Annotated in this window: 14 protein-coding genes and 1 pseudogene; 5 read left to right on the plus strand and 10 right to left on the minus strand. The window is 65.5% G+C overall.

The window, feature by feature from the left end; all coding sequences use genetic code 11:
• The first annotated feature begins 9 nt into the window (after positions 1–9).
• The 3 genes from IPK20_23745 (at position 10) to IPK20_23755 (ending at position 5,981) form a co-directional block, all read left to right on the plus strand.
• Positions 10–1,179, plus strand: coding sequence for a PilW family protein (locus IPK20_23745; protein ID MBK8019390.1), 1,170 nt, complete (start codon positions 10–12; stop codon positions 1,177–1,179).
• Positions 1,180–1,189: 10 nt separating this feature from the next.
• Positions 1,190–1,774: a hypothetical protein gene (locus tag IPK20_23750; GenBank protein MBK8019391.1), complete on the plus strand. Its 585-nt coding sequence runs from the start codon at positions 1,190–1,192 to the stop codon at positions 1,772–1,774.
• Positions 1,775–1,862: 88 nt separating this feature from the next.
• A complete protein-coding gene (locus IPK20_23755; protein MBK8019392.1) occupies positions 1,863–5,981 on the plus strand; it encodes a PQQ-binding-like beta-propeller repeat protein in 4,119 nt (1,372 codons plus the stop codon).
• A gap of 93 nt (positions 5,982–6,074) precedes the next feature.
• Here the strand turns inward: IPK20_23755 and ispH are convergent, their stop codons facing one another.
• From ispH to murJ, 10 genes and pseudogenes are all read right to left on the minus strand, one after another.
• Positions 6,075–6,998, minus strand: a complete 924-nt coding sequence (gene ispH / locus IPK20_23760; protein MBK8019393.1) for a 4-hydroxy-3-methylbut-2-enyl diphosphate reductase — start codon at positions 6,996–6,998, stop codon at positions 6,075–6,077.
• Between the two features lie 28 nt (positions 6,999–7,026).
• Entirely contained in the window at positions 7,027–10,290 is a 3,264-nt protein-coding gene (gene ileS, locus IPK20_23765) for an isoleucine--tRNA ligase (protein ID MBK8019394.1), read from the minus strand.
• Positions 10,291–10,312: 22 nt separating this feature from the next.
• A complete protein-coding gene (locus IPK20_23770) occupies positions 10,313–11,260 on the minus strand; it encodes a bifunctional riboflavin kinase/FAD synthetase (protein ID MBK8019395.1) in 948 nt (315 codons plus the stop codon).
• Between the two features lie 167 nt (positions 11,261–11,427).
• Entirely contained in the window at positions 11,428–12,237 is an 810-nt protein-coding gene (gene cobA / locus IPK20_23775) for a uroporphyrinogen-III C-methyltransferase (protein MBK8019396.1), read from the minus strand.
• The gene (locus IPK20_23780) at positions 12,237–13,508 is read right to left on the minus strand and encodes a 50S ribosome-binding GTPase (protein ID MBK8019397.1); all 1,272 of its coding nucleotides are present in this window, start codon (positions 13,506–13,508) and stop codon (positions 12,237–12,239) included. The genes cobA and IPK20_23780 overlap by 1 nt, the downstream gene beginning before the upstream one ends.
• Positions 13,509–13,542: 34 nt before the next feature.
• Positions 13,543–14,529 (minus strand): sulfate adenylyltransferase subunit CysD, encoded by a 987-nt coding sequence (cysD, locus tag IPK20_23785; GenBank protein ID MBK8019398.1) that lies wholly within the window; start codon positions 14,527–14,529, stop codon positions 13,543–13,545.
• On the minus strand, positions 14,463–15,215 hold the full coding sequence (locus IPK20_23790; protein MBK8019399.1) for a phosphoadenylyl-sulfate reductase: 753 nt from the start codon (positions 15,213–15,215) through the stop codon (positions 14,463–14,465). The genes cysD and IPK20_23790 overlap by 67 nt, the downstream gene beginning before the upstream one ends.
• On the minus strand, positions 15,212–15,760 hold the full coding sequence (locus IPK20_23795; protein ID MBK8019400.1) for a DUF934 domain-containing protein: 549 nt from the start codon (positions 15,758–15,760) through the stop codon (positions 15,212–15,214). The genes IPK20_23790 and IPK20_23795 overlap by 4 nt, the downstream gene beginning before the upstream one ends.
• On the minus strand, positions 15,753–17,468 hold the full coding sequence (locus IPK20_23800; GenBank protein ID MBK8019401.1) for a nitrite/sulfite reductase: 1,716 nt from the start codon (positions 17,466–17,468) through the stop codon (positions 15,753–15,755). The genes IPK20_23795 and IPK20_23800 overlap by 8 nt, the downstream gene beginning before the upstream one ends.
• Positions 17,469–17,706: 238 nt before the next feature.
• A pseudogene (gene murJ / locus IPK20_23805) lies at positions 17,707–19,241 on the minus strand (murein biosynthesis integral membrane protein MurJ).
• Positions 19,242–19,363: 122 nt separating this feature from the next.
• On the opposite strand from murJ, the gene rpsT reads away from it, so the two are divergent.
• Both rpsT and IPK20_23815 read left to right on the plus strand, forming a co-directional pair.
• Positions 19,364–19,627 (plus strand): 30S ribosomal protein S20, encoded by a 264-nt coding sequence (rpsT, locus tag IPK20_23810; GenBank protein ID MBK8019402.1) that lies wholly within the window; start codon positions 19,364–19,366, stop codon positions 19,625–19,627.
• A 204-nt stretch (positions 19,628–19,831) separates the two neighbouring features.
• The gene (locus IPK20_23815; GenBank protein ID MBK8019403.1) at positions 19,832–21,016 is read left to right on the plus strand and encodes an aspartate aminotransferase family protein; all 1,185 of its coding nucleotides are present in this window, start codon (positions 19,832–19,834) and stop codon (positions 21,014–21,016) included.
• Positions 21,017–21,026: the final 10 nt, after the last annotated feature.

Genomic DNA, 21,026 nt, shown 5'->3' on the forward strand with positions numbered 1-21,026 from the left:
GGAATCGCCATGGCTGAACGCTACCCGGGCCGCATCACCGATCAGCGCGGCATGAGCCTCGTGGACATCCTCGTCGGGATGGTGATCGGCCTGATCGGCATGATCATCGTGTTCCAGTCGTTCAATGCGTTCGAGGGGCAGAAGCGCACGACGACCGTCACGAACGACGCGCAGGAAGGCGGTCTCATGGCGCTCACGACCATCGAGCGCGAGATCCGGCTGGCCGGCTTCGGCATGTTCTACGCAGCCAACCCCATCTGCAATTCGTATCGCCAGTGGGCCAACAACGCCGTCGACACGGTGGCGAGCTTCATGCCGGTGACCGTGACGAACGGCGCATCGAACGCGCCCGATTCGGTGACGCTCGCGTTCAGTTCCTCCGGCTTCGGATCCACGCCCTCCCAGGTACAGGTCACTTTCAACGGAACCGTTGCCGAGATCGTGGTGGACAACGCGCTGGGCAATCGGGTCTACAACGTCGGCGACTACATCCTGGTCGGCAAGACCGGATCGGCTTGCACGCGCCTGCAGGTGAGTGGCACTCGCCCAAGTCCGGACAACCCCCAGTTCCTCGCGCTCAAGGTGGAGCCCACCACTGCGGCACCGGCCAATCCGCCGCTGGGCAATCTCGCGTCGTTGCTGCCCTCGGGCGGATACTCCAACGAGAAGATGACGCCCACCTCGCTGTCCGTGGTGAGCAACATGGGCCAGATGCGCCGGGTCACCTACGCGGTCGTGCTGGACGCCAACAACAACGGCAAGCTGCAGCAGCAGGACCTGACCGGTGGCGGTGCGGCCATCGATCTGGCCGAAGGGATCGTCAACATGCAGGCGCAGTACGGCATCTCCACGTCCGAATCGGTCCAGCAGGTATCGAGCTGGGTCAATGCCTCGGGCACCTGGGCGGCCCCGGCATTCTCGGATCAGGGCCGGATCAAGGCGATCCGCATCGCGGTCGTGGCGCGCAGCCAGCTGCGCGAGAAGGACATCGTGCAAAGCGTCAATGCGACGTGCTCCAACACCTCGGGCACGAACAACAACGGCCCCTGCGCATGGCGCGACAGCGTGGCCAACCCCGCGCCAATCATCGATCTCTCGGCGAACTCCGAGTGGCGCTATTACCGGTATCGCGTGTACGAAACCATCATCCCGCTTCGCAACGTGATGTGGCAGTACTAGGAGCTCTCCCGTGACCACAATCGCTCTTCACATGCGCAGGACGCAATCCGGTGTCGTGCTGGTGATTTCCCTGATCGTGCTGGTGGCGCTCACGCTGGCGGGCATCGCCCTGGTCCGCTCCACCGACACTGGCAACATGATTTCGGGAAACATGGCCTTTCGCATGGCCGCTCTCCAGGCCGTGGATACGGGGGTCGAATCGGCCTTCTCCGCGATCACGACGGCAGGCGGATTCGCGTCCGCGCCGACCACTCAGACAAGCACCGCGGCGGGCCGCTACTACCCTGTGCTCCTCGACGATACCGCCCCGGCGGACGGACTTCCCGACGTGGACTGGTCCGGCGTCCCCGGGACAGACATCTCCGGCAACACGGTGCGGTGGATCGTGGAGCGGATGTGCTCGCAGAACGTGTCGACATCCAGCGAGCTGGAGCAACGCTGCGCGGTCATGCCCAACAACCAGTTCGTTCAAAGCTACAAGGCGGGCGAGACGACGCCCAGTGCCAATGCGATCGTGGTGTCCTACCGGGTCACCATCCGCGTCGAGGGACCGAAGAACACGATCGTGTATTCCCAATCGGTGATCACGATGTGACGACGCGTCCTGCGCCGGATCGCTGCGCCGTCGTGGCAGCGCTGGTCGGGACGTCTTCGAGCTGTCAGGGTTTGCGAGGAAGAACGTTATGAACTCGACGTATTCGTGGAAGCGGCGCATCGGCGCCTACGCGGTGATCTGCAGCGTGACCTGGGCCCAGTTGATCCCGACGGTCCAGGCCGCGGCGACCGACATCGGCGACATCCCCATGGCCACCAAGGGTCGAGCCAAGCCGAACATGATCCTCGTGGTCGACGACTCCGGGTCCATGGACGGCGAGATGCTTCCCGTGAAGGGCTTCTCGACGAACGACGGCGCCGTGTGGTGGAACACGACGAGCCGGTCCTTCATCGGCTACGGCGCCACCTCCACCGCGAACGTGTGGCAGGGTGGGGGTACCACACCGACGGCGGGAGGAACCGGCTTCTTCAGCACGACGCCACCGACCGGTCCGATCAACTTCAACTTCGCCGGGGATGCCACGACCACCTGGCGGAAGTACATGTACCTGTTCCCGAACGGGCAGTGCGGCAGCAATTGCGAGACCCGCAGCTACTCCGATTCCGGCAACGATCACTTTGCGATTCCGCCGACGCGGGAGTTCGCCTGGACGCGCAGCCCGCTCTACAACGCGCAGTACTACAACCCGGCGATCAACTACGACCCTTGGCGCCCCTACAACAACGGCACCACGACGACCACGCTGCCCAACTACGACAACACGGCCGCGTCGTGGAGCACGGTACGCAGCCATCCGATCTACCCCACGAGCGGCACCGCCACGACGGTCAATCTGACCGCCACGCTGGCCCAGCCGGGCGATGCTTCGGCCACCAATCGCACGTTCCCCATGTTCGCCGGGATGATTCTTCCCGGCAGTTCGCGGTACAGGATCTGCGCGCAGGACGGGACAGGTTGCGGAACGTGGACGAACGCCGCCGCGAGCGAGCAGTGCATCGTCGAAACGGCAGCGCAGACGACGGACTATTGCCACTTCGCAGCCACCTACGGGGTGACCACGACCCTCGTGATCGGGGCGTCGAAGCGCCTCGACGTGCAGATCGCCTACTATCCGGCGACCTACTGGCTGCTCTCATCGGCCACCGGCCCGCTCGCTGCGGATGAGGCCTACGGTCCGGATGGACGCCGGATACAACGTGTCCAGGTGACCTCCTCGGTGACCAGCTACACCAAGCCCGCCACCCGGAGCGACTGTGTCGGCACCGTGTGCACCTACCAGGAGGAGATGACCAACTTCGCGAACTGGTACGGCTACTATCGCAAGCGGCACATGATGCTGAACGGGGCCCTCGGATTGGCATTCGATCAGCTGACTGGTCTGCGGGCCGGCTACTTCCTGTTCAACAACCAGTTCAACGTCACGATGCGCGACTTCGACAGCGCGTCGGACACGACGAACGCCAAGCGGCTGCTGTACGACCTCTACCGTACGAAAGGCGACGGCGGCACGCCCACTCGGGATGCCCTCGAGTACGCCGGGCGGCAATACCAGCGCACGGACGCAAGCGCTCCGATCACGGCCGCGTGCCAGTTCAACTCCGCATTCGTCATCACCGACGGCTTCGCGAGCAACGACGCTCCGCCGACGACATTCGCCAACTGGGATGCGACGACGTCCAACCGTTACACGATTCCCTACAGCACGACGGAACCGAACCTGAATTACGGCAATGCGACGCCGGCCGGGAACATTCCGTTGCCTCCGAGCAGTCCCCTGCCGGCCGTTACCGTCACACCGCAGCATCACTATGCCGATGCGGAAAGCAATACGCTCGCTGACATCGCGATGTTCTTCTATCTGGTCAATCCCCGGCCAGCGATGACCGCGCGCCAGGTGGCCGTGGACCTGCACGACGAGTCTCCCAACGCGGATCGCAACGATTACCTGCACATGAACACGTATGCGCTGGGCCTCGGTGTGCAGGGTTTGATCTTCGGCCGCACGGATACCGCCGACAACATCGCCATCAACGCCAATCCGTTCGACACTTCCGTGACCTGGACGTGGCCGACCGTCCGCAGCGGTGGCGGTTACCTGTCCCGACATCCCGCGGCCGTCGACGAACTCTGGCACGCCACGATCAACGGACGCGGCCTCATGCTCTCGGCCAGTTCGCCGGAGGAGACGCGCGTGGGCGTCGTCGATATCGTCAACAACGTCGGTGCGAAAGGCGGCGCCGGGGCCGCGGTCGCGGTGGCGAACCCGAACGTGGTGCCTGGCGACAACTTCTCGTATGCGTCCAGCTACAACTCCGGGCCCTGGGCCGGCGACATCAACAAGTACGAGATCGACACGGCGACCGGTGCCGTGAGTTCGTCGGCATTGTGGAGTCCCTCGCCGCAGAAACAGCTGGCCTCGCGCCCACCGGGCAACCGCGTCATCGCGACCTACGATGGCACGAACGCCATTCCGTTCCAGTGGGCCAGCCTCACCACGGCGCAGAAGAACGTGCTCACCTCCACGGTGAGCGGCGTCACCACGGTCGATCCCCAGGTGCTGGATTTCCTGCGCGGAGACCGCTCCCGTGAAGTGGAGAAGTTCCGTTCGCGCGGCCCCCGCCCGCTGGTCGACGCTGCCACGGGCGCGTATCAGCTGAGCGGCGGTTCGTACGTCTACGCCAACAACCGGATTCCCGACGACATCTCGGTGCTGGGCGACATCGTCAATGGCGAACCGGTCGTGGTCCGTCAGCCGAAGTACAGTTACTTCGACAACGGCTATCAGGACTTCAAGACGAACAACGCGTCGCGCTCCGGCGTCGTCTATCAGGGCGCGAACGACGGCATGCTCCACGCGTTCGATGTCACGACGGGCAGCGAACTGTGGGCCTACGTGCCCAGCATGCTGTTCAACAACCTGCGCAACCTGTCGGACCGCCTGACCTTCCGTCACCTCTACTACGTGGACGGCACACCCGCGGTGGGTGACGTCGATTTCTCCTATGTCGTCACGAGCGACCTGTCGAGCCCGCCGACGCCGGATTGGCGCACCATCCTGGTGGGCGGTCTGCGCAAGGGCGGCTTCGGCTACTACGCCATCGACGTGACGAACCCCAGCATGGGCAATGAGACGACGCTGGCCTCGAAGGTCCTGTGGGAGTTTCCCAACGCGCAGACCGACAGCGACGATCCCTCCATTCGCGCCAATGTCGGCTACAGCTTCGGCAAGCCGCTCATCGTCAAGACGCGTGCGGCGGGCTGGGTGGCGGTCGTCACGTCCGGCTACAACAACGGAACCGGAACCGGATCGAGCGGCGGTGACGGCATCGGCCGCGTCTGGATCCTGAATCCGGTGACGGGCCGTGTGATCCGCGAACTGTCCACCAATGTGGGCACATCCACGACACCCAGCGGACTCGCTCACCTGTCCGCATTCGCGCAACGGCCCGACGTCGATCCCACGGTCGAGGCCGCGTACGGCGGCGACCTGCTCGGAAACGTCTGGCGCTTCGATCTGTCCGGTACCACCACGGCGTCGTGGTACGTCGCCAAGGTCGCCGAACTGAAGAACAGCAGTTCCGAGTACCAGCCGGTGACGACCGAACCGGAACTGGGCGTGATCCAGGGCAAGCGGGTGATCTTCGTCGGCACCGGCCAGTATCTGGGAGACAGCGACGTGCTGAACAGTGCCACGGAGAACACGTCCATGTCCCGCCGCCGCCAGAGCTTCTACGCCCTGCGCGACGACCCCAACCACACGTCGTCCAGCACGGCCCTGATTCCGAACCGGTCGACGCTCATCCAGCAGACCGTGACGAAGTCCGGGACGTCGATCAGCATCACCTCGACCGCCGTGAGCTTCATCACCAACGCGGGGTGGTACATCGATCTACCGGAGACGGGCGAACGTGCGGTGACCAATCCCGTCCTGTCGGGCGGCATCATCGCCTTCACCAGCAACATCCCCGACAGCGTGGACCCCTGCAACCCGGGCGGCAGCAGCTGGCTGTACTTCCTCGACTACGCGACAGGCGGAAAGCTCGTCGGGGCGACCTCCGCCGGCAAGAAGCTGGGAACGTTCCTCGCGAGCCGGCCGGTGCTGATCAAGCTGCCCTCGGGTCAGATCGTCGGTCTGATCCGCACGTCGTCCGCGAATACCGTGACCGAGAATGTGCCGACGCGGCAGAACGTGACCTCAGGACGCAGGCTGTCGTGGCGGGAGATACCGGACACGTTGGACCACTAGGGAAGACCCCGTTCTCGTGCCCAGCCTGTGCGGGGCACGAGCCGCCCGGTTCGTCAGTCGAGATGCGGAGGCGGTGACCGCGTCGATGCGCGGTCAGACGACGAGTGACTTCGGCAGCGGAAAGGTGACGTCCTCCACCACGCCTTCCAGTTCCACCAGTTCGTCCGCACCGAAAGTCTTCAGCCGCTCGATGACATTCCACACGAGGATGTCCGGGGCGGAAGCGCCCGCAGTGATACCGACGGTGCCCGTGCCCTCGAACCACGCGCGCTCCAGCTGGTCCGCGTCGTCGACAAGATACGCCCGCCTGCCCGACAGCCGCGCGACCTCGCAGAGCCGGTTCGAGTTGGAACTGTTGGGCGAGCCTACGACCACCACGACTTCCGCGTCTTTCACGAGCGCCTTCACGGCATCCTGCCGGTTCTGCGTCGCGTAGCAGATGTCGTCCTTCTTCGGGCCGACGATGTCCGGAAACCGGGCACGCAAGGCATCGATCACGGAGCGAGCATCGTCCACGGAAAGCGTCGTCTGTGTGACGTAGGCAAGTTTCGAGGGGTCCGACACCTGCAGATTGGAAACATCGCGAGCGCTTTCCACAAGATGCATGCCGCCGGACGTCTGACCCATGGTGCCTTCCACCTCAGGATGCCCGCGGTGCCCGATCATGACGATCTCCCGGCCCTGGTCCCGCATCCGTCCGACTTCGACGTGGACCTTGGTGACCAGGGGGCACGTGGCATCGAAGACCCTCAGGCCCAGGGCCTGTGCCTCGTCTCGAACGCCGCGCGAAACTCCGTGGGCACTGAAGACGACCGTCGCGCCGGCGGGCACAGCGGACAACTCGTCGACGAACACGGCACCTTTGCGGCGCAGGCCGTCCACCACGAACTTGTTGTGGACGACCTCGTGGCGGACGTAGATGGGCGCACCGTGCTGGGCAAGGGCTCTCTCCACGATTTCGATCGCGCGGTCGACGCCCGCGCAGAAGCCGCGTGGATTCGCGAGAAGGATCTTCATGGCCTGTCCTGTGATGGAAGCGGCGACGTCATGACGGCTGCCCCTGCTGCGTCGACTTCCTGTCGAACACGCTGTCGAGAACCAGCAGCACGGCACCGCACGTGATGGCGGAGTCCGCAAGGTTGAACGCGGGCCACGAATACTGCTGAATGTGGAAGTGCAGGAAATCCACGACCGCGCTCAGGCGGAACCGGTCGATGAGATTGCCGACGGCGCCTCCCAGAATCATCCCCAGCGCAACCCCGAACATCCAGCGGGCCCGGTGCCGGACGATGAGGACGCTCATGAACACGGACGCGGCCAGCGCGATGATGATGAAGAATTCCCGCTGCCAACCAGACGCCGAGGACAGGAAACTGAACGCAGCGCCAGGATTGAAGATCAGGACGAGATCAAAGTAGGGCGTGATCATCACGCCCTCCCCCGGTCCCAGGTACTGCTGCACCAGGTGCTTGGTCCATTGGTCCAGCCCGGCCACGACGGCCGCGACGAGGAACCAGCGGCCGGACTCAAAAGCAAAGGCACGCGGCTCTCCGCTGCCGTACAGGTTCGCCGTGCAACGGCCGCAAAGTTCCGGATGCTCGGGATCGTGCCCGACATCGTCCCTGTAGTGCCAGCAGCGGCCGCACTTGGCGTGGCCGCTGGCCGTGATCTGCACGTACTCCTCGTCGAGCGAATCCACTTCGGCAAGAGCCGTGCGGGACGTGATCAGCACGAAGCGCAGATCGTCGCCGATGGACGCGCAGGCGGTGTAGCGGTGGCCGTGCAGTGCCAGCTCCGCCTCGGCCTGGAGCGAGGACCCGACGGTGCCGGATACGCGGACTTCCTCGATGCGTTTCTGCACCTCCGCGCGGACTTCACGCAATGTCTCCCAGCGCGCAACGACGGCGGGCTCGTCCTGCGGCTCCGGAAGCACGTGCCAGGTATGGAGAAGCACGCTGTCCTGGGGCTGGCCGCTCAGCACGGTCCACGCCTCTTCGGCCGTGAAAGTGAGGATCGGCGCCATGAGCCGCACGAGCGCCTGAGTCAGATGCCACAGCATCGACTGCGCCGCGCGGCGGGCCTCGCCCGCGGCCTGCGTGGTGTAGAGACGATCCTTGAGGATGTCCAGGTAGAACCCGCCGAGATCCTCGGAGCAGAACGTCTGCAGCCGATACACGACGGAATGGAACTCGTAGCGCGCATAGGCCGACGTGACGTCCTCCTGCAGCGCGCGCGTCATCGCCAGCGCGTAGCGGTCGATGTCAAGCCAGCGCTCCACGGGCACCATGTCAGCCGATGGGTCGAAGTCTGAAATGTTCGCCATCAGGAACCGCAGCGTGTTCCTGATGCGGCGGTAGCTCTCGACCACCCGTTTGAGAATCTCGTCCGAGATGGAAAGCTCGCCCGAGTAGTCGGTGGCGGCCACCCAAAGCCTAAGGATCTCCGCGCCCAGCGTGTCGGCGATCTTCTGCGGGACGATGGTATTGCCCAGGGACTTGCTCATCTTGCGCCCCTGGCCGTCGACGACGAAACCGTGCGTGAGCAGCTGGCGGTAGGGCGCCCTGCCGTCGATCGCGCAACCGGTCAGCAGCGAGGATTGGAACCAGCCACGATGCTGATCCGATCCCTCGAGATACAGATCGGCGGGCTTGTCCAGATCGTTCCGGCGCTCCAGCACGCTGACGTGGGTCGTGCCCGAATCGAACCAGACATCCAGGGTGTCCGGAACCTTCTCGTACTGGTCCGCATCCGCACCCAGCAACTCGCGTGCATCCAGCGCGAACCACGCCTCGATGCCGCCCTGCTCCACGCGCTGCGCCACCTGCTCCATCAGTTCCTGCAGACGGGGATGCAGCGCACCGGTTTCCTTGTGCACGACGAGCGCCATGGGCACGCCCCAGTTGCGCTGGCGCGAAACGCACCAGTCGGGCCGGTTGCCGATCATGGCCTCCAGCCGGGCTCGTCCCCATCCAGGGAAGAATTCCGTCGCCGCGACCGCAGCCCGGGCCACGTCGCGCAGGGTGCTCCCTTGGGGGCCCGTGTGCTCCATGCCGATGAACCACTGGTGCGTCGCGCGAAAGATCACCGGCGTCTTGTGACGCCAGCAGTGGGGGTAGCTGTGCTCGTACGCGACGTTCTGCAGCAGCAGCGTCTTCTCCTCCAGAACGTCGATCACGGTCTTGTTGGCTTCCCACACGGTCTGCCCGCCGACGAGCGAGAGGTTCTCGCGAAACCGCCCGTCCGCGCCCACCGGATTGTCCACTGGCAGGTCGTACTTGAGGCCAACCTCGAAGTCCTCGACGCCATGAGCGGGCGCCGTGTGCACGAGCCCCGTGCCCGCATCGAGCGTGACATGGTTACCAAGAATGATCGGAACCCTGCGCGGCTGGAACGGGTGCCACACCTCCAGGCGCTCGAGCCGGTCGCCCGTGACCGTCCCGACGATCTTGTAGTCGGCCACGCCGTACCGCTGCATGCACGATTCGACCAGGTCCTTCGCCAGCAGCAGGAAATACTTGGGCCCCTGGACCAGCGCGTACTCGAACTCCCGATGGGCCGAGATGGCCTGGTTGGCCGGAAGCGTCCACGGTGTCGTCGTCCAGATCACGACATAGGACGGAAGGGGCAGATGGGTGAAGCCGAAAGGCTGGGCGAGCTCCGTCGCGTCCTTGGCGGGGAACGCCACGTCGATGGCAGGAGACACCCGGTTCTCGTACTCCACCTCGGCCTCGGCGAGCGACGAGCGACAATCGAGACACCAGTGGACGGGTTTCGATCCCTGGTACAGATAACCGCGTGCCTGGATGCGCGCGAGCGACCGGATGATGTCGGCCTCGGTGCGGTAGGCCATCGTCAGATACGGATTGTCCCAGTCGCCCAGCACGCCCAGCCGGATGAAGTCCGCCTTCTGCCGGGCAATGTGGGAGGCGGCGTACTCGCGGCACAGCGTGCGGAACGCATTGGCCTCGACGCCCCGCCCGTGCTTCTTTTCCACCTGGTGCTCGATGGGCAGTCCGTGGCAGTCCCAGCCGGGCACGTAGGGCGCGTCGAAGCCATCGAGCGTCTTGCTCTTGATGATGATGTCCTTGAGGACCTTGTTGACGGCGTGTCCGATGTGGATGTCGCCGTTCGCGTAGGGCGGGCCGTCGTGCAGAACGAAACGCGGCCGCCCCTTGGCGGCCTCGCGAATCCGCTCGTACAGCCGGCTTTCCTGCCATTGCCGCACCCAGCCTGGCTCGCGCTTGGCGAGATCGCCGCGCATGGGAAAGGCGGTGTCGGGAAGATTGAGCGTGTTCTTGTAATCGGCCATGGGTAACGGACTTCTCGAGGGTTCAGACAGCGGCCCGCGCCGGAGGGCGCAGGCGAAAGAATTCGCGGGTGGCGCTCACGTCCAGACCGATCTGGTTCCGGAGCGCTTCCAGCGTCGGATACTTCTCTTCGTCACGCAGCTTATGCAGAAACTCGACCCGCACGCGACGTCCGTAGATGTCCCCGTCGAAATCGAGCAGGAAGACCTCCAGCGTCGCCTTCCCCGACGAATTCACCGTGGGACGCACGCCCAGACTCGCTGCGCCAATCTTCGGTGCGGTGCCGAGCCCGCGCACCGTCACTGCATAGATACCCCAGAGCGGGGGACGGTTCAGGCTCATGCGGATGTTGGCCGTGGGAAACCCCAATTCGCGGCCGATCCGGTCCCCACCCACCACCCGTCCGGTGATCGCATAGGGACGACCAAGAAGCCGCTGTGCACGTTCCAGCAGGCCACCGGCCAACGCCTCGCGGACGGCCGTGCTGGAGGCACGCACCCCGTCGACCTCGACAGTGTGCATGCTTTCCACTTCCATACCGAATTCCGGAGCGAGGCGGCGCAACAGATCCACGTCACCCGAACGGCGCGCCCCGAAGCGGAAATCGTCGCCGGTGAGCAGCCACTTCACGTCCAGACCGCGAGCAAGCGCGTCTTTCACGAATGCGTCGGCGCTCTGGGTCGCGAAGCTGGCGTCGAAGCGGCACACGTACGCCCGGTCCACCCCCAACTCGGCGAGGCGCTCCAGCTTTTCCCGGAGGGGAGACAGGCGGGCGGGGGCGTCCGCCGGCGAAAAGAACTCCCGCGGATGCGGCTCGAAGGTCATCACGGCAGCGGGGAGCTTCCTTGCCCGCGCAGCCGCAAGAAGGCGCCCGACCATCGCCTGATGGCCGCGATGGACGCCGTCGAAGTTGCCGATGGTGAGGGCGACGGGCACGTCCGCGCATCGCGGAATGCCCCGGAAGAGCCGCATGGAGGAACTGCCGGACAGCCGGAAAAGCTGCGATTCTAGGGAAGGTCTGACCAATGTGCACGGATCGCGTTGCGGCGGGCAACCGACGGTGCGGCCCGGCTGCAAACGGGACCGACTGTCCCTCGCCCCTGGAGAATCGCGCCCCCGGGGGTGAACGTGCGCGCGATTCAGAGCGCGGCCGATCGACTCTCCGTGCGTGCCGGCACCCCCACCCCCGCCGGAATCTCGTCCAGAAGCTCGCGGTACACCTCGCCCAGCAGCAGCAGGACGGGACCCTGCGACTCATCGACGGGAAGGTCTGCCAGCCGGGACAGCGTGGTGGCGCTGCGCCGCGAGCCCGGCAGGGACGCGTTCTGGACCACGACCACCGGGGTGCCCGCATCCACTCCTTCCGCCATCAGCGCCGCGGCTGTTTCGGCGCGGGCGCTCCCGGCCATGTAGAGCACGGCCGTATCCGCGGCGGCGGCCTGTGCTGCCCACTCCGAATCGCCTTCGCCAGGGCCGATTCGGGGCGTCGCGAAGGTCACGCTGCGGCTCGATCCCCGGCGCGTGAGCGACACGCCCAGGTCTGCGCTCGCCGCAGCGGCTGCCGTGATTCCGGGCACGACCTCGAAAGGCACGCCCGCCAGATTCAGAGCGTCGATCTCTTCCTGGGCACGGCCGAACATCATCGGGTCTCCGCCTTTCAGGCGCACGACGGTTCGGTGCTGGGCAGCAGCCTCGACGAGATGCCGGTTGATGAAGCGCTGATCGGTGGACACCCGACCGGCGCGCTTTCCAACCGACACCATCTTCGCCCGACAGGCCAGAGCCAGAGTGTCCGGGTGCACCAGGGCATCGAAATAGACGATGTCCGCCTGCTCGAGCAGCCGCACGGCGCGCAGCGTGAGCAGATCGGGACTGCCGGGTCCGGCACCCACCAGATAGACACGGCCGATCACCTGACGCAGTTCGCTCGCGTGCCGGGACGCCCCCATCATTCGATCAACCCCGCGGCAACGGTGTTGTTGGTGGCCTCGTCGATCACGATGAAGCTCCCGGCCGCACGATTGCGGGCATAGGGTTCGAACACCAGAGGCTGCGCCGTCTTCACGGTGACGCTGCCGATGTCGTTCATCGCGAGCGTCTCGGCGGGCTCGTTGGAAAGCGTGTTCACGTCCACTCGGTACCTGGGCTCGCCGATGAGGGCCTTTACCACGCGGGTACCGTGCTTGATCAGATACCGGCGGTTCCGGCCCAGCGGCTCGGTGTCGAACCATGCCAGCGTCGCATCGAACTCGCGCCCGACGCGTGGCGCGTGGCCGGCATGCACCAGCACGTCGCCCCGCGACACGTCGATCTGGTCGTCCAGCACCAGCGTCACGGACTGCCCCGCGATGGCGTCGGCCAAGATCACGTCGAAGGACCGGATGGCCTTGAGGCGGCTCTTGCGTCCGCCTGGCAATACGGTGACGGCATCGCCTTCGCGTACGTGGCCGGACTCGATGCGTCCGCTGTAGCCTCTTGCGCCTTCCACGCCGCTGTCTCCCGGACGCGCGACCCACTGGACCGGGAAGAAGAATTCACGCTGGGCACCGGAGCCTCCCGCATCGGCCTGCTCCAGGACCTCCAGCAGCGTGGGTCCGGTGTACCAGCCGAGCTGGTCGCCGCGTTCCACCACCATGTCGCCGACCAGGGCGGACAAGGGAATGGGATCGATGCGGTGGAAGCCAAGTCCCTGCGCGAACTCCTGGAACCGCGCCGAAATGTCGCGGAAGACGGCTTCGTCATAGCCGACGAGATCCATCTTGTTGACGGCAAGCACCACGTGCGGAATCCGCAACAGTCCGGCGATGAAGGCGTGGCGCCGCGACTGCGTGAGGAGGCCCTTGCGCGCGTCGACCAGCACGATGGCGAGATCGGCCGTCGAGGCGCCCGTGACCATGTTGCGGGTGTACTGCTCGTGACCGGGCGTGTCGGCGATGATGAACTTGCGGGTGGGGGTGGCGAAGTACCGGTAGGCCACGTCGATGGTGATGCCCTGCTCGCGCTCGGCCAGCAGGCCGTCCGTGAGCAGGGACAGATCGACCTCTTCCTGGCCTCGCCCGCGACTGGTGCGTTCGAGCACGGCGAGCTGATCCTCGAAGATCGCCTTGGTGTCGTAGAGCAGGCGCCCGATGAGGGTGCTCTTGCCGTCGTCGACGCTGCCGGCCGTGCTGAAGCGCAGCACGCCGGTGTCGATGGGAGAGAAGCGTTCGATCGCGGACATGGTGGTGTTCTCGGGGATTCGGGTGCTCACGCGCTCAGAAATAGCCTTCTTTCTTGCGCAGTTCCATGGAGGCCTCGGACGTCTGGTCGTCCATGCGCGTGGCGCCCCGCTCGGTGATGCGTGTGACGGCGGTTTCGGCGATGATCTCGGCAGGTGTGGAAGCCGTGGACTCCACCGGGCAGGTGCAGGTCATGTCGCCGACCGTGCGGAAACGCACGGTGATCTCCTCGACGGTTTCGCCGGCCCTGGGCTGAACCAGTTCAGACACGGGCAGGAGCCCGCCGGGGCGGCGAACCACGGGCCGGCGATGGGCGAAGTAGATGTCGGGGACGGCGAGCCCTTCGCGCTCGATGTACTGCCACACGTCGAGCTCGGTCCAGTTGCTGATGGGAAAGACGCGCATATGCTCGCCGGAATGCACACGAGTGTTGTAGAGGCTCCACAACTCGGGGCGCTGATGCTTCGGATCCCACTGGCCGAATTCGTCGCGGAAGGAAAAGACGCGCTCCTTCGCCCGCGCCTTTTCCTCGTCGCGGCGGGCGCCTCCTATGCAGGCATCGCACCCGTGCTCGGCGATCGTGTCGAGGAGCGTGACCGACTGGTGCGGATTGCGGCTCTCGTCCGGATGGCGCAGGCGCACGCGGCCCTTGCGGATCGATTCCTCGACACTGCCCACGATGAGCCGCTCGCCAAGCTCGCTCGCGCGGCGATCGCGAAAGGCGATCACTTCGGGAAAATTGTGGCCGGTGTCGATGTGCAGCAGCGGAAAGGGAAACCGCCCGGGCCGGAACGCCTTCTCCGCCAGCCGGAGCAGGCAGATGGAGTCCTTGCCGCCGGAAAACAGGAGGGCCGGATGACGGCACTCCGCTGCGACTTCGCGCAGGATATGAATGGCCTCCGACTCGAGCCAGTCGAGGTGCCCGAGGCGACGGGACGTGATGTCCGCAGCAGTGCTCACGCGCGTGTGCTCCCTGTCATGGTGCCGGCCCCGTCCATGACGGAGGCCACGTGCAATCCGCATTCTCGGCTGTCCGAGGATTCCCACCACCAGCGTCCGGCACGGATGTCCTCACCAGGACGGATCGCACGGGTGCAGGGCTCGCAGCCGATGGAAGGATAGCCCTTGTCGTGGAGGGGATTGTAGGGAACGTCGCGGTCCCGGAGGTATTGCCAGACGTCGGCCTCTTCCCAATCCGCGAGAGGGTTGAACTTGAAGATGCCATGCTGTTCGTCGAAAACGCGTTCCGGCAGGTCGTTGCGGGTCGCCGACTGCGAGCGACGCAGCCCGGTGATCCAGGCATCCGCAGAGGCGAGCGCCCGGCGGAGCGGTTCCACCTTGCGGATGTGGCAGCAGCGTTTGCGCAGTTCGATGCTTTCGTAGAATGCGTTGGCGCCGTGAGACGCCACGTACCCCGACACTGCCTCGGCATCCGGCCGCACGATCTCCACCGCGCAGCCGTAACGATCGGCGATCCGGTTCACCAACCCCAGCGTTTCGGCGTGAAGACGGCCGGTATCGAGGGTGAAGATGCGCACGGGGTGCGCCCCCGTGAGAATGGCGTCGGCCAGCACCATGTCCTCGGCCCCCAGGCTGCTGGCGAAGGCCACCCTGGGAAACTCGCCGGCGATCCGGGCAAGACGTTCGTGCAGGGATCGATGCAGTCCATTCGCAGATTCGACCGCACGCCCGGGCGCTGGCGTGCTCATGCGGCCACCTGCCCTTCCCCGCGGGTCAGATCCGCCTGAGGACGCGCTGCCCGGCGAAACGCCGGGAGCGGTTCATCCCAGGACCCCTGGTAGGCATCGCTGAACGCGGCGAGAGCCTTCAGCGCGTGCTCGGCCTTGCGGTCGGGCCGGAGGGCGAACGAATCGAATCCGACCCTGGCCATGTAGAAGACCTGGTCGGGCAACACATCGCCGATGGCCCGCAGTTCGCCGCGGTACCCGTAGCGGGTGCGCAGGAGATACGCCGTGGAGTAACCCCGGCCGTCGGTGAACCTGGGAAAATCGATGGCGACGAGCGCCACGCTGCCTATGAACGGGAGCAGAAGCTCCGGTTCGTCCGCAGGTGCCAGCCACACGCCCACGCCGCTCCGGGCGGACAGTTCGTCCTGCCGGGCGATCCAGAGCGCCAGCGGTACCACGATCGGGCCGTCCGGAAGGGACACGTCGGAAAGCACGGCGCCGGCCTCGGGACGAACGACGGTCCAGTCGTCCTGTACCACCTCTCTTCCGCGAATGACTTCAGGCATGGGCGATCTCCCGGGAAGCAGCGCCGGACGATGACGGCGATGGCACATCGTAGACGGCCGACTTGAATGGCGCGATGCCCAGCCGGGCCACCGTGTCGACGAACCGCTCGCCGTCGTGTCTCACTGCAACATAGGTCTCGATGAGTCGTGCGATCACGGCGGGCACGTCCGGCGCATGGAACGACGGGCCAATGACCTTGCCGATGGCACTCCGGCCCCCGCCGGCGGCAGATCCGTCGGCTCCGCCGATGGAGATCTGATACCACTCGTCACCGTCCTTGTCGACACCGAGAATTCCGATGTGGCCGGCATGATGGTGTCCGCACGAATTCATGCATCCCGATATGTTCAGGTTCAGCTCGCCGATATCGTGCAGATAGTCGAGGTCGTCGAAACGATCCTGGATCGCGTTGGCGATGGGAATGGACTTGGCGTTGGCAAGGGAACAGAAGTCTCCGCCGGGGCAGGCGATGATGTCGGTCAGCAGGCCCGCATTGGGCGTCGCCAGTCCGGCCTCCTTGGCCTCGGTCCAAAGGCGGAACAGATCGGTCAGCCGCACATCCGGAAGGATGAGATTCTGTTCGTGCGACACGCGGATCTCGCCGAAGCCGAAACGTTCCGACCAACCGGCCACCAGTTCCATCTGCTCGGCCGTGACATCCCCGGGTGCAATGCCGTTTGGCTTGAGGGATAGCACGACGGCGCGGTACCCCGGCACACGATGAGGTTTCACCGAACGACCCGCCCAGCGGGCGAACGCCGGGTTCGAAGCAAGCGTGGCAGACGTGTACTCGTCCTCGTCTGCAAGCGGGGCATACTCGGGCGCCGTGAAGTGCGCCTTCACGCGCTCCAGTTCCTCCCCGGTCAGGGTTCCCGGGCCACCTTCGAGATGCGCCCACTCCGCCTCCACCTGTCGCGCGAATTCCTCGGAGCCCAGCGCCTTCACCAGGATCTTGATCCGCGCCTTGTACATGTTGTCGCGGCGACCGTGCCGGTTGTAGACGCGGAGGATCGCCTCGACGTACGTTGCCATGTGCTGCCACGGAAGGAAATCGCGAATGACCGCGCCGAGGATCGGCGTGCGCCCCATGCCCCCGCCTGCGAGCACCCGCAGACCGATGCTGCCGTCCGCCGCCCGGACCACATGCAATCCGATGTCGTGGAACGCCACGGCGGCGCGATCCTCCTCCGAACCGCTGATGGCGATCTTGAACTTGCGCGGAAGAAAGGCGAACTCGGGATGGAAGGTCGACCACTGCCGCAGGATCTCGCAGTAGGGACGCGGATCGACGATCTCGTCGGGCGCGATGCCGGCGTATTCATCCGAGGTGATGTTCCGCACGCAGTTGCCGCTGGTCTGGATGGCGTGCATTTCCACCGCTGCAAGATCGGCGAGGATGTCGGCGGAGTCCTCCAGCCGGGGCCAGTTGTACTGGATGTTCTGACGGGTGGTCAGGTGCCCGTAGCCCCGGTCGTACTTCCGCGCGATGCCGGCAAGCGCCCTGAGTTGGCCCGCGGAGAGCAGGCCATAGGGAATCGCGACGCGCAGCATGGGCGCGTGTTTCTGGACGTAGAGGCCGTTCTGGAGGCGCAGAGGCCGGAACTCGTCCTCGGACAGTTCCCCCGCGAGGTGCCGCGCGAGTTGATCGCGGTACTGGGCGACACGCTCCTGCACCAGGGTGCGGTCGATGTGGTCATACACGTACATCGTCGTGCTCGTTCCTCGGGACAGATCGCGCGCGGGCGACCGGATTTGTGCAATGGCAGACGCCGCAGGAGAAATAACCCGGCGAAGCGTGGGCGGGATTTCAGTCGTGGTCCGCGGTACTGAATCGCGGAAGGACGGCGAGCGCTGCTGTTCGAGGACTGGATACTAGGAGGGAGGGAATATATTCTCTACGACTTTTTCGTAGATAGTTTATCGATGCCAGGCATAAGCGGCTCGGTCACGCGGCGCGCTTCTGGAAGTCCGAGGGACGCACGCCCAGAGCGAACAGCGTGGCGAAATAGGCGATCGCACCGGCCACGACGACGACCGTCAGCCGGATAGACCGCGCGACCACACTGCCCTCCAGCCAGTACTGGTCGGGGCCGGCGGCGAACCAGATCACGCATCCCATCACGGCCATGGCGACTGCCAGCCTGCCGAAGAAGCGCAACCAGCCGGTCTGCGGAGCGTAGATGCCCTTGTCGCGCAGTTTCCGGTACAGCAGACCGGCATTGAGACAGGCGCCCAGGCCGATGGCGAGCGCGAGTCCCGCATGGCCCAACGTCCAGACGAAGGCGAGATTCAGGACCTGCGTGACTGCCAGCGTCACGACGCCAATCTTCACAGGGGTCCGGATGTCCTGGCGAGCATAGAAACCCGGGGCGAGCACCTTGACCAGGATGAGCCCGATAAGTCCCAGGCTGTAGGCCGCGAGCGCCCTGCGGGTCATCTCCACGTCGTGCGCAGCGAAAGCGCCATGCTTGAACAATGTCGCCACGAGCGGCAGCGAGAGCAAGGCCATGGCAAGAGCCGCGGGGGCCGCCAGCAGCAGCGTGAGCCGCAGCCCCCAGTCGAGCAGTCTGGAGTATTCGGCCACCGACCCCGATGCGTGGCTGCGGGAAGGCTCGGCAGCAGGATGGTGCCGAGGGCCACGCCGAGCACCCCGGTGGGAAATTCCATCAGCCGGTCGGCGTAGTACAGCCACGACACCGAGCCCGTCTGCAGGAACGAAGCGAAGATCCCATTGATGAGCAGCGATATCTGTCCGATCGACACCCCGAAGATCGCCGGCCCCATGAGCTTCAGGATGCGCCACACACCTTCGTCGTGCCAGTCGATCCGGGGCCGCGGCAGCATGCCGATGCGCTTGAGGAAGGGAAGCTGGAAGCCCAGCTGCAGAATCCCGCCGAAGAACACGGCCCAGGCAAGCGCCATGACCGGCGGGTCGAAATACGGGACGAGAAACAGGGAGACGACGATGAACGAGACGTTGAGCAGCGTCGGGGTGAACGCCGGAACGGAAAAACGGCTCCACGTGTTGAGGATGGCCCCGGCGAAGGACGACAGCGATATGAACAGGATGTACGGAAACGTCACCCGCAGCAGGCTGGTCGTCACCCGCATCTTGTCCGGATCGCTCGCGAAACCGGGGGCAGTGGCATAGACGATGAACGGCGCGGCGACGATGCCGATCACGGTGACGGCGAACAGCGCAAGGGCGAGCAGCGTGGCGACGTGATCGACGAGGTCCCGCGTCGCCGCGTCGCCGCGCCGACCCTTGTACTCGGCGAGCACGGGAACGAACGCCTGGGAGAATGCGCCTTCCGCGAAGATGCGGCGCAGCAGGTTGGGCAGCTTGAAGGCCACGAAGAACGCGTCGGTGGCGAGCCCCGCCCCGAAGGACCGCGCGATCACGGCATCGCGGACGAAGCCCAGAATGCGGGACAGCAAGGTCATGCTGCTGACGGTGGCCAGCGCCTTGAGAAGATTCACCGGAGTTTTCGTTCTTCGACAGGAATGGGTCCTGGGTGGAGCGGCCGCCCACCTTGCGTGACCCGGGAAAGGCCGGTAGTATCGCGCACTTTTCCTGAATTTCCCAAGGATCGGTAACCGTCATGGCCAATACGGCACAAGCCCGCAAGCGCGCGCGCCAGACCGAGAAGCGCCGGCAGCACAATGCCAGCCTGCGTTCCGAAATGCGCTCCGCCATCAAGAACGTCCGCAAGGCAATCATCGCCGGCGACAAGACCGCTGCCCAGAACGTCTTCGTCAAGGCTCAGGCCGCGATCGACTCGATCACCCGCAAGGGCCTGTTCCACCCGAACGCAGCATCCAGGTACAAGAGCCGACTGTCGAGCGCGGTCAAGGCGATGGCCTGACGCGACGCACAGTCCGCAGGACGCCGCCGAGGAGGCAATCCCGGCGGCGTTTTGTTTTTCCCGGAGCGCCGTCGCACCTGCCGGGTCGGCAACCTGATGGCGAGAAGGGCCGAAAGCGGCACAATGCTTCTTTCGTGAATGAAACCCGAGGGCGGCAATGCAGCTGCCGGATGGCCATGTCGAGGTGTTGAAACGATGCACCTGATGAACACCTATGCCCGTCTGCCGGTCGCCTTCGAGCGCGGCGAGGGAGCGTGGCTCTGGGACACGGAGGGGCGGCAGTACCTGGACGCCCTGAGCGGCATCGCGGTCTCGGGCCTTGGTCACGCGCATCCCCGACTGGTGGCGGCCATCGCGGCCCAGGCTGCCCGCCTGATCCACTCCTCCAATCTGTACCGCATCCCCGAGCAGGAGCAGCTTGCTGCGACACTGTCCCGGCTGGCCGACATGGATCGGGTGTTCTTCTGCAACTCCGGCTGCGAGGCGAACGAAGCGGCCATCAAGCTGGCCCGCCTTCACGGCCACCAGCGGGGCATCGATCAGCCGGCCATCGTCGTGATGGAGAAATCCTTTCACGGCCGGACCATCGCCACGCTCTCCGCAACGGGCAGCCGGAAGGTGCAGGCCGGCTTCGAACCGCTGCTGGGCGGATTCGTCCGGGTTCCCTACAACGACCGACACGTCATCGAACAGGTCGCCGCCCACAATCCCGGCATCGTGGCCGTCCTGGTGGAGCCGATCCAGGGGGAAGGGGGTGTCAATGTTCCCGACGATGGATATCTCGCCTACCTGCGGCAACTCTGCAACGAGCGGGGCTGGCTCCTCATGCTCGATGAGGTGCAGAGCGGGATGGGCCGCACCGGCAGGTGGTTCGCTCACCAGTGGACGGGCATCCGGCCGGACGTGATGACCCTGGCCAAGGGTCTGGGCAACGGGCTGCCGATCGGTGCCTGCCTCGCCAGCGGTGCCGCAGCCGATGTGTTCTCGCCCGGCAAGCACGGCTCGACGTTCGGGGGCAACCCGCTGGTCTGTGTCGCCGCGGCAACGACGCTGCAGATCATCAAGGACGAAGACCTTCTGCTCAACGCAGCACTCATGGGCGAGCGGATTCGCACCGGGCTCGCCCAGTCGCTCACGGGATTGGACCTGGTCAAGGACATCCGTGGCATGGGACTGATGATCGGCATCGAACTCGATCGCCCGTGCGGCGAACTGGTGCAACAGGGCCTCGCCGCCGGCGTGCTCCTCAACGTCACGGCGGATACCGTCGTGCGCCTTCTCCCCCCGCTCATCCTTCAGCCGGCGCAGGCCGATCTGCTCGTGCAGAAGACGGCGGAACTGATCCGCGCACTTGCGCGCACTCCCGTGCCCAGCGCGGCAGCCGGCTGAGACCGGACAA

The organism is Betaproteobacteria bacterium (assembly GCA_016713305.1).
GTDB lineage: Bacteria > Pseudomonadota > Gammaproteobacteria > Burkholderiales.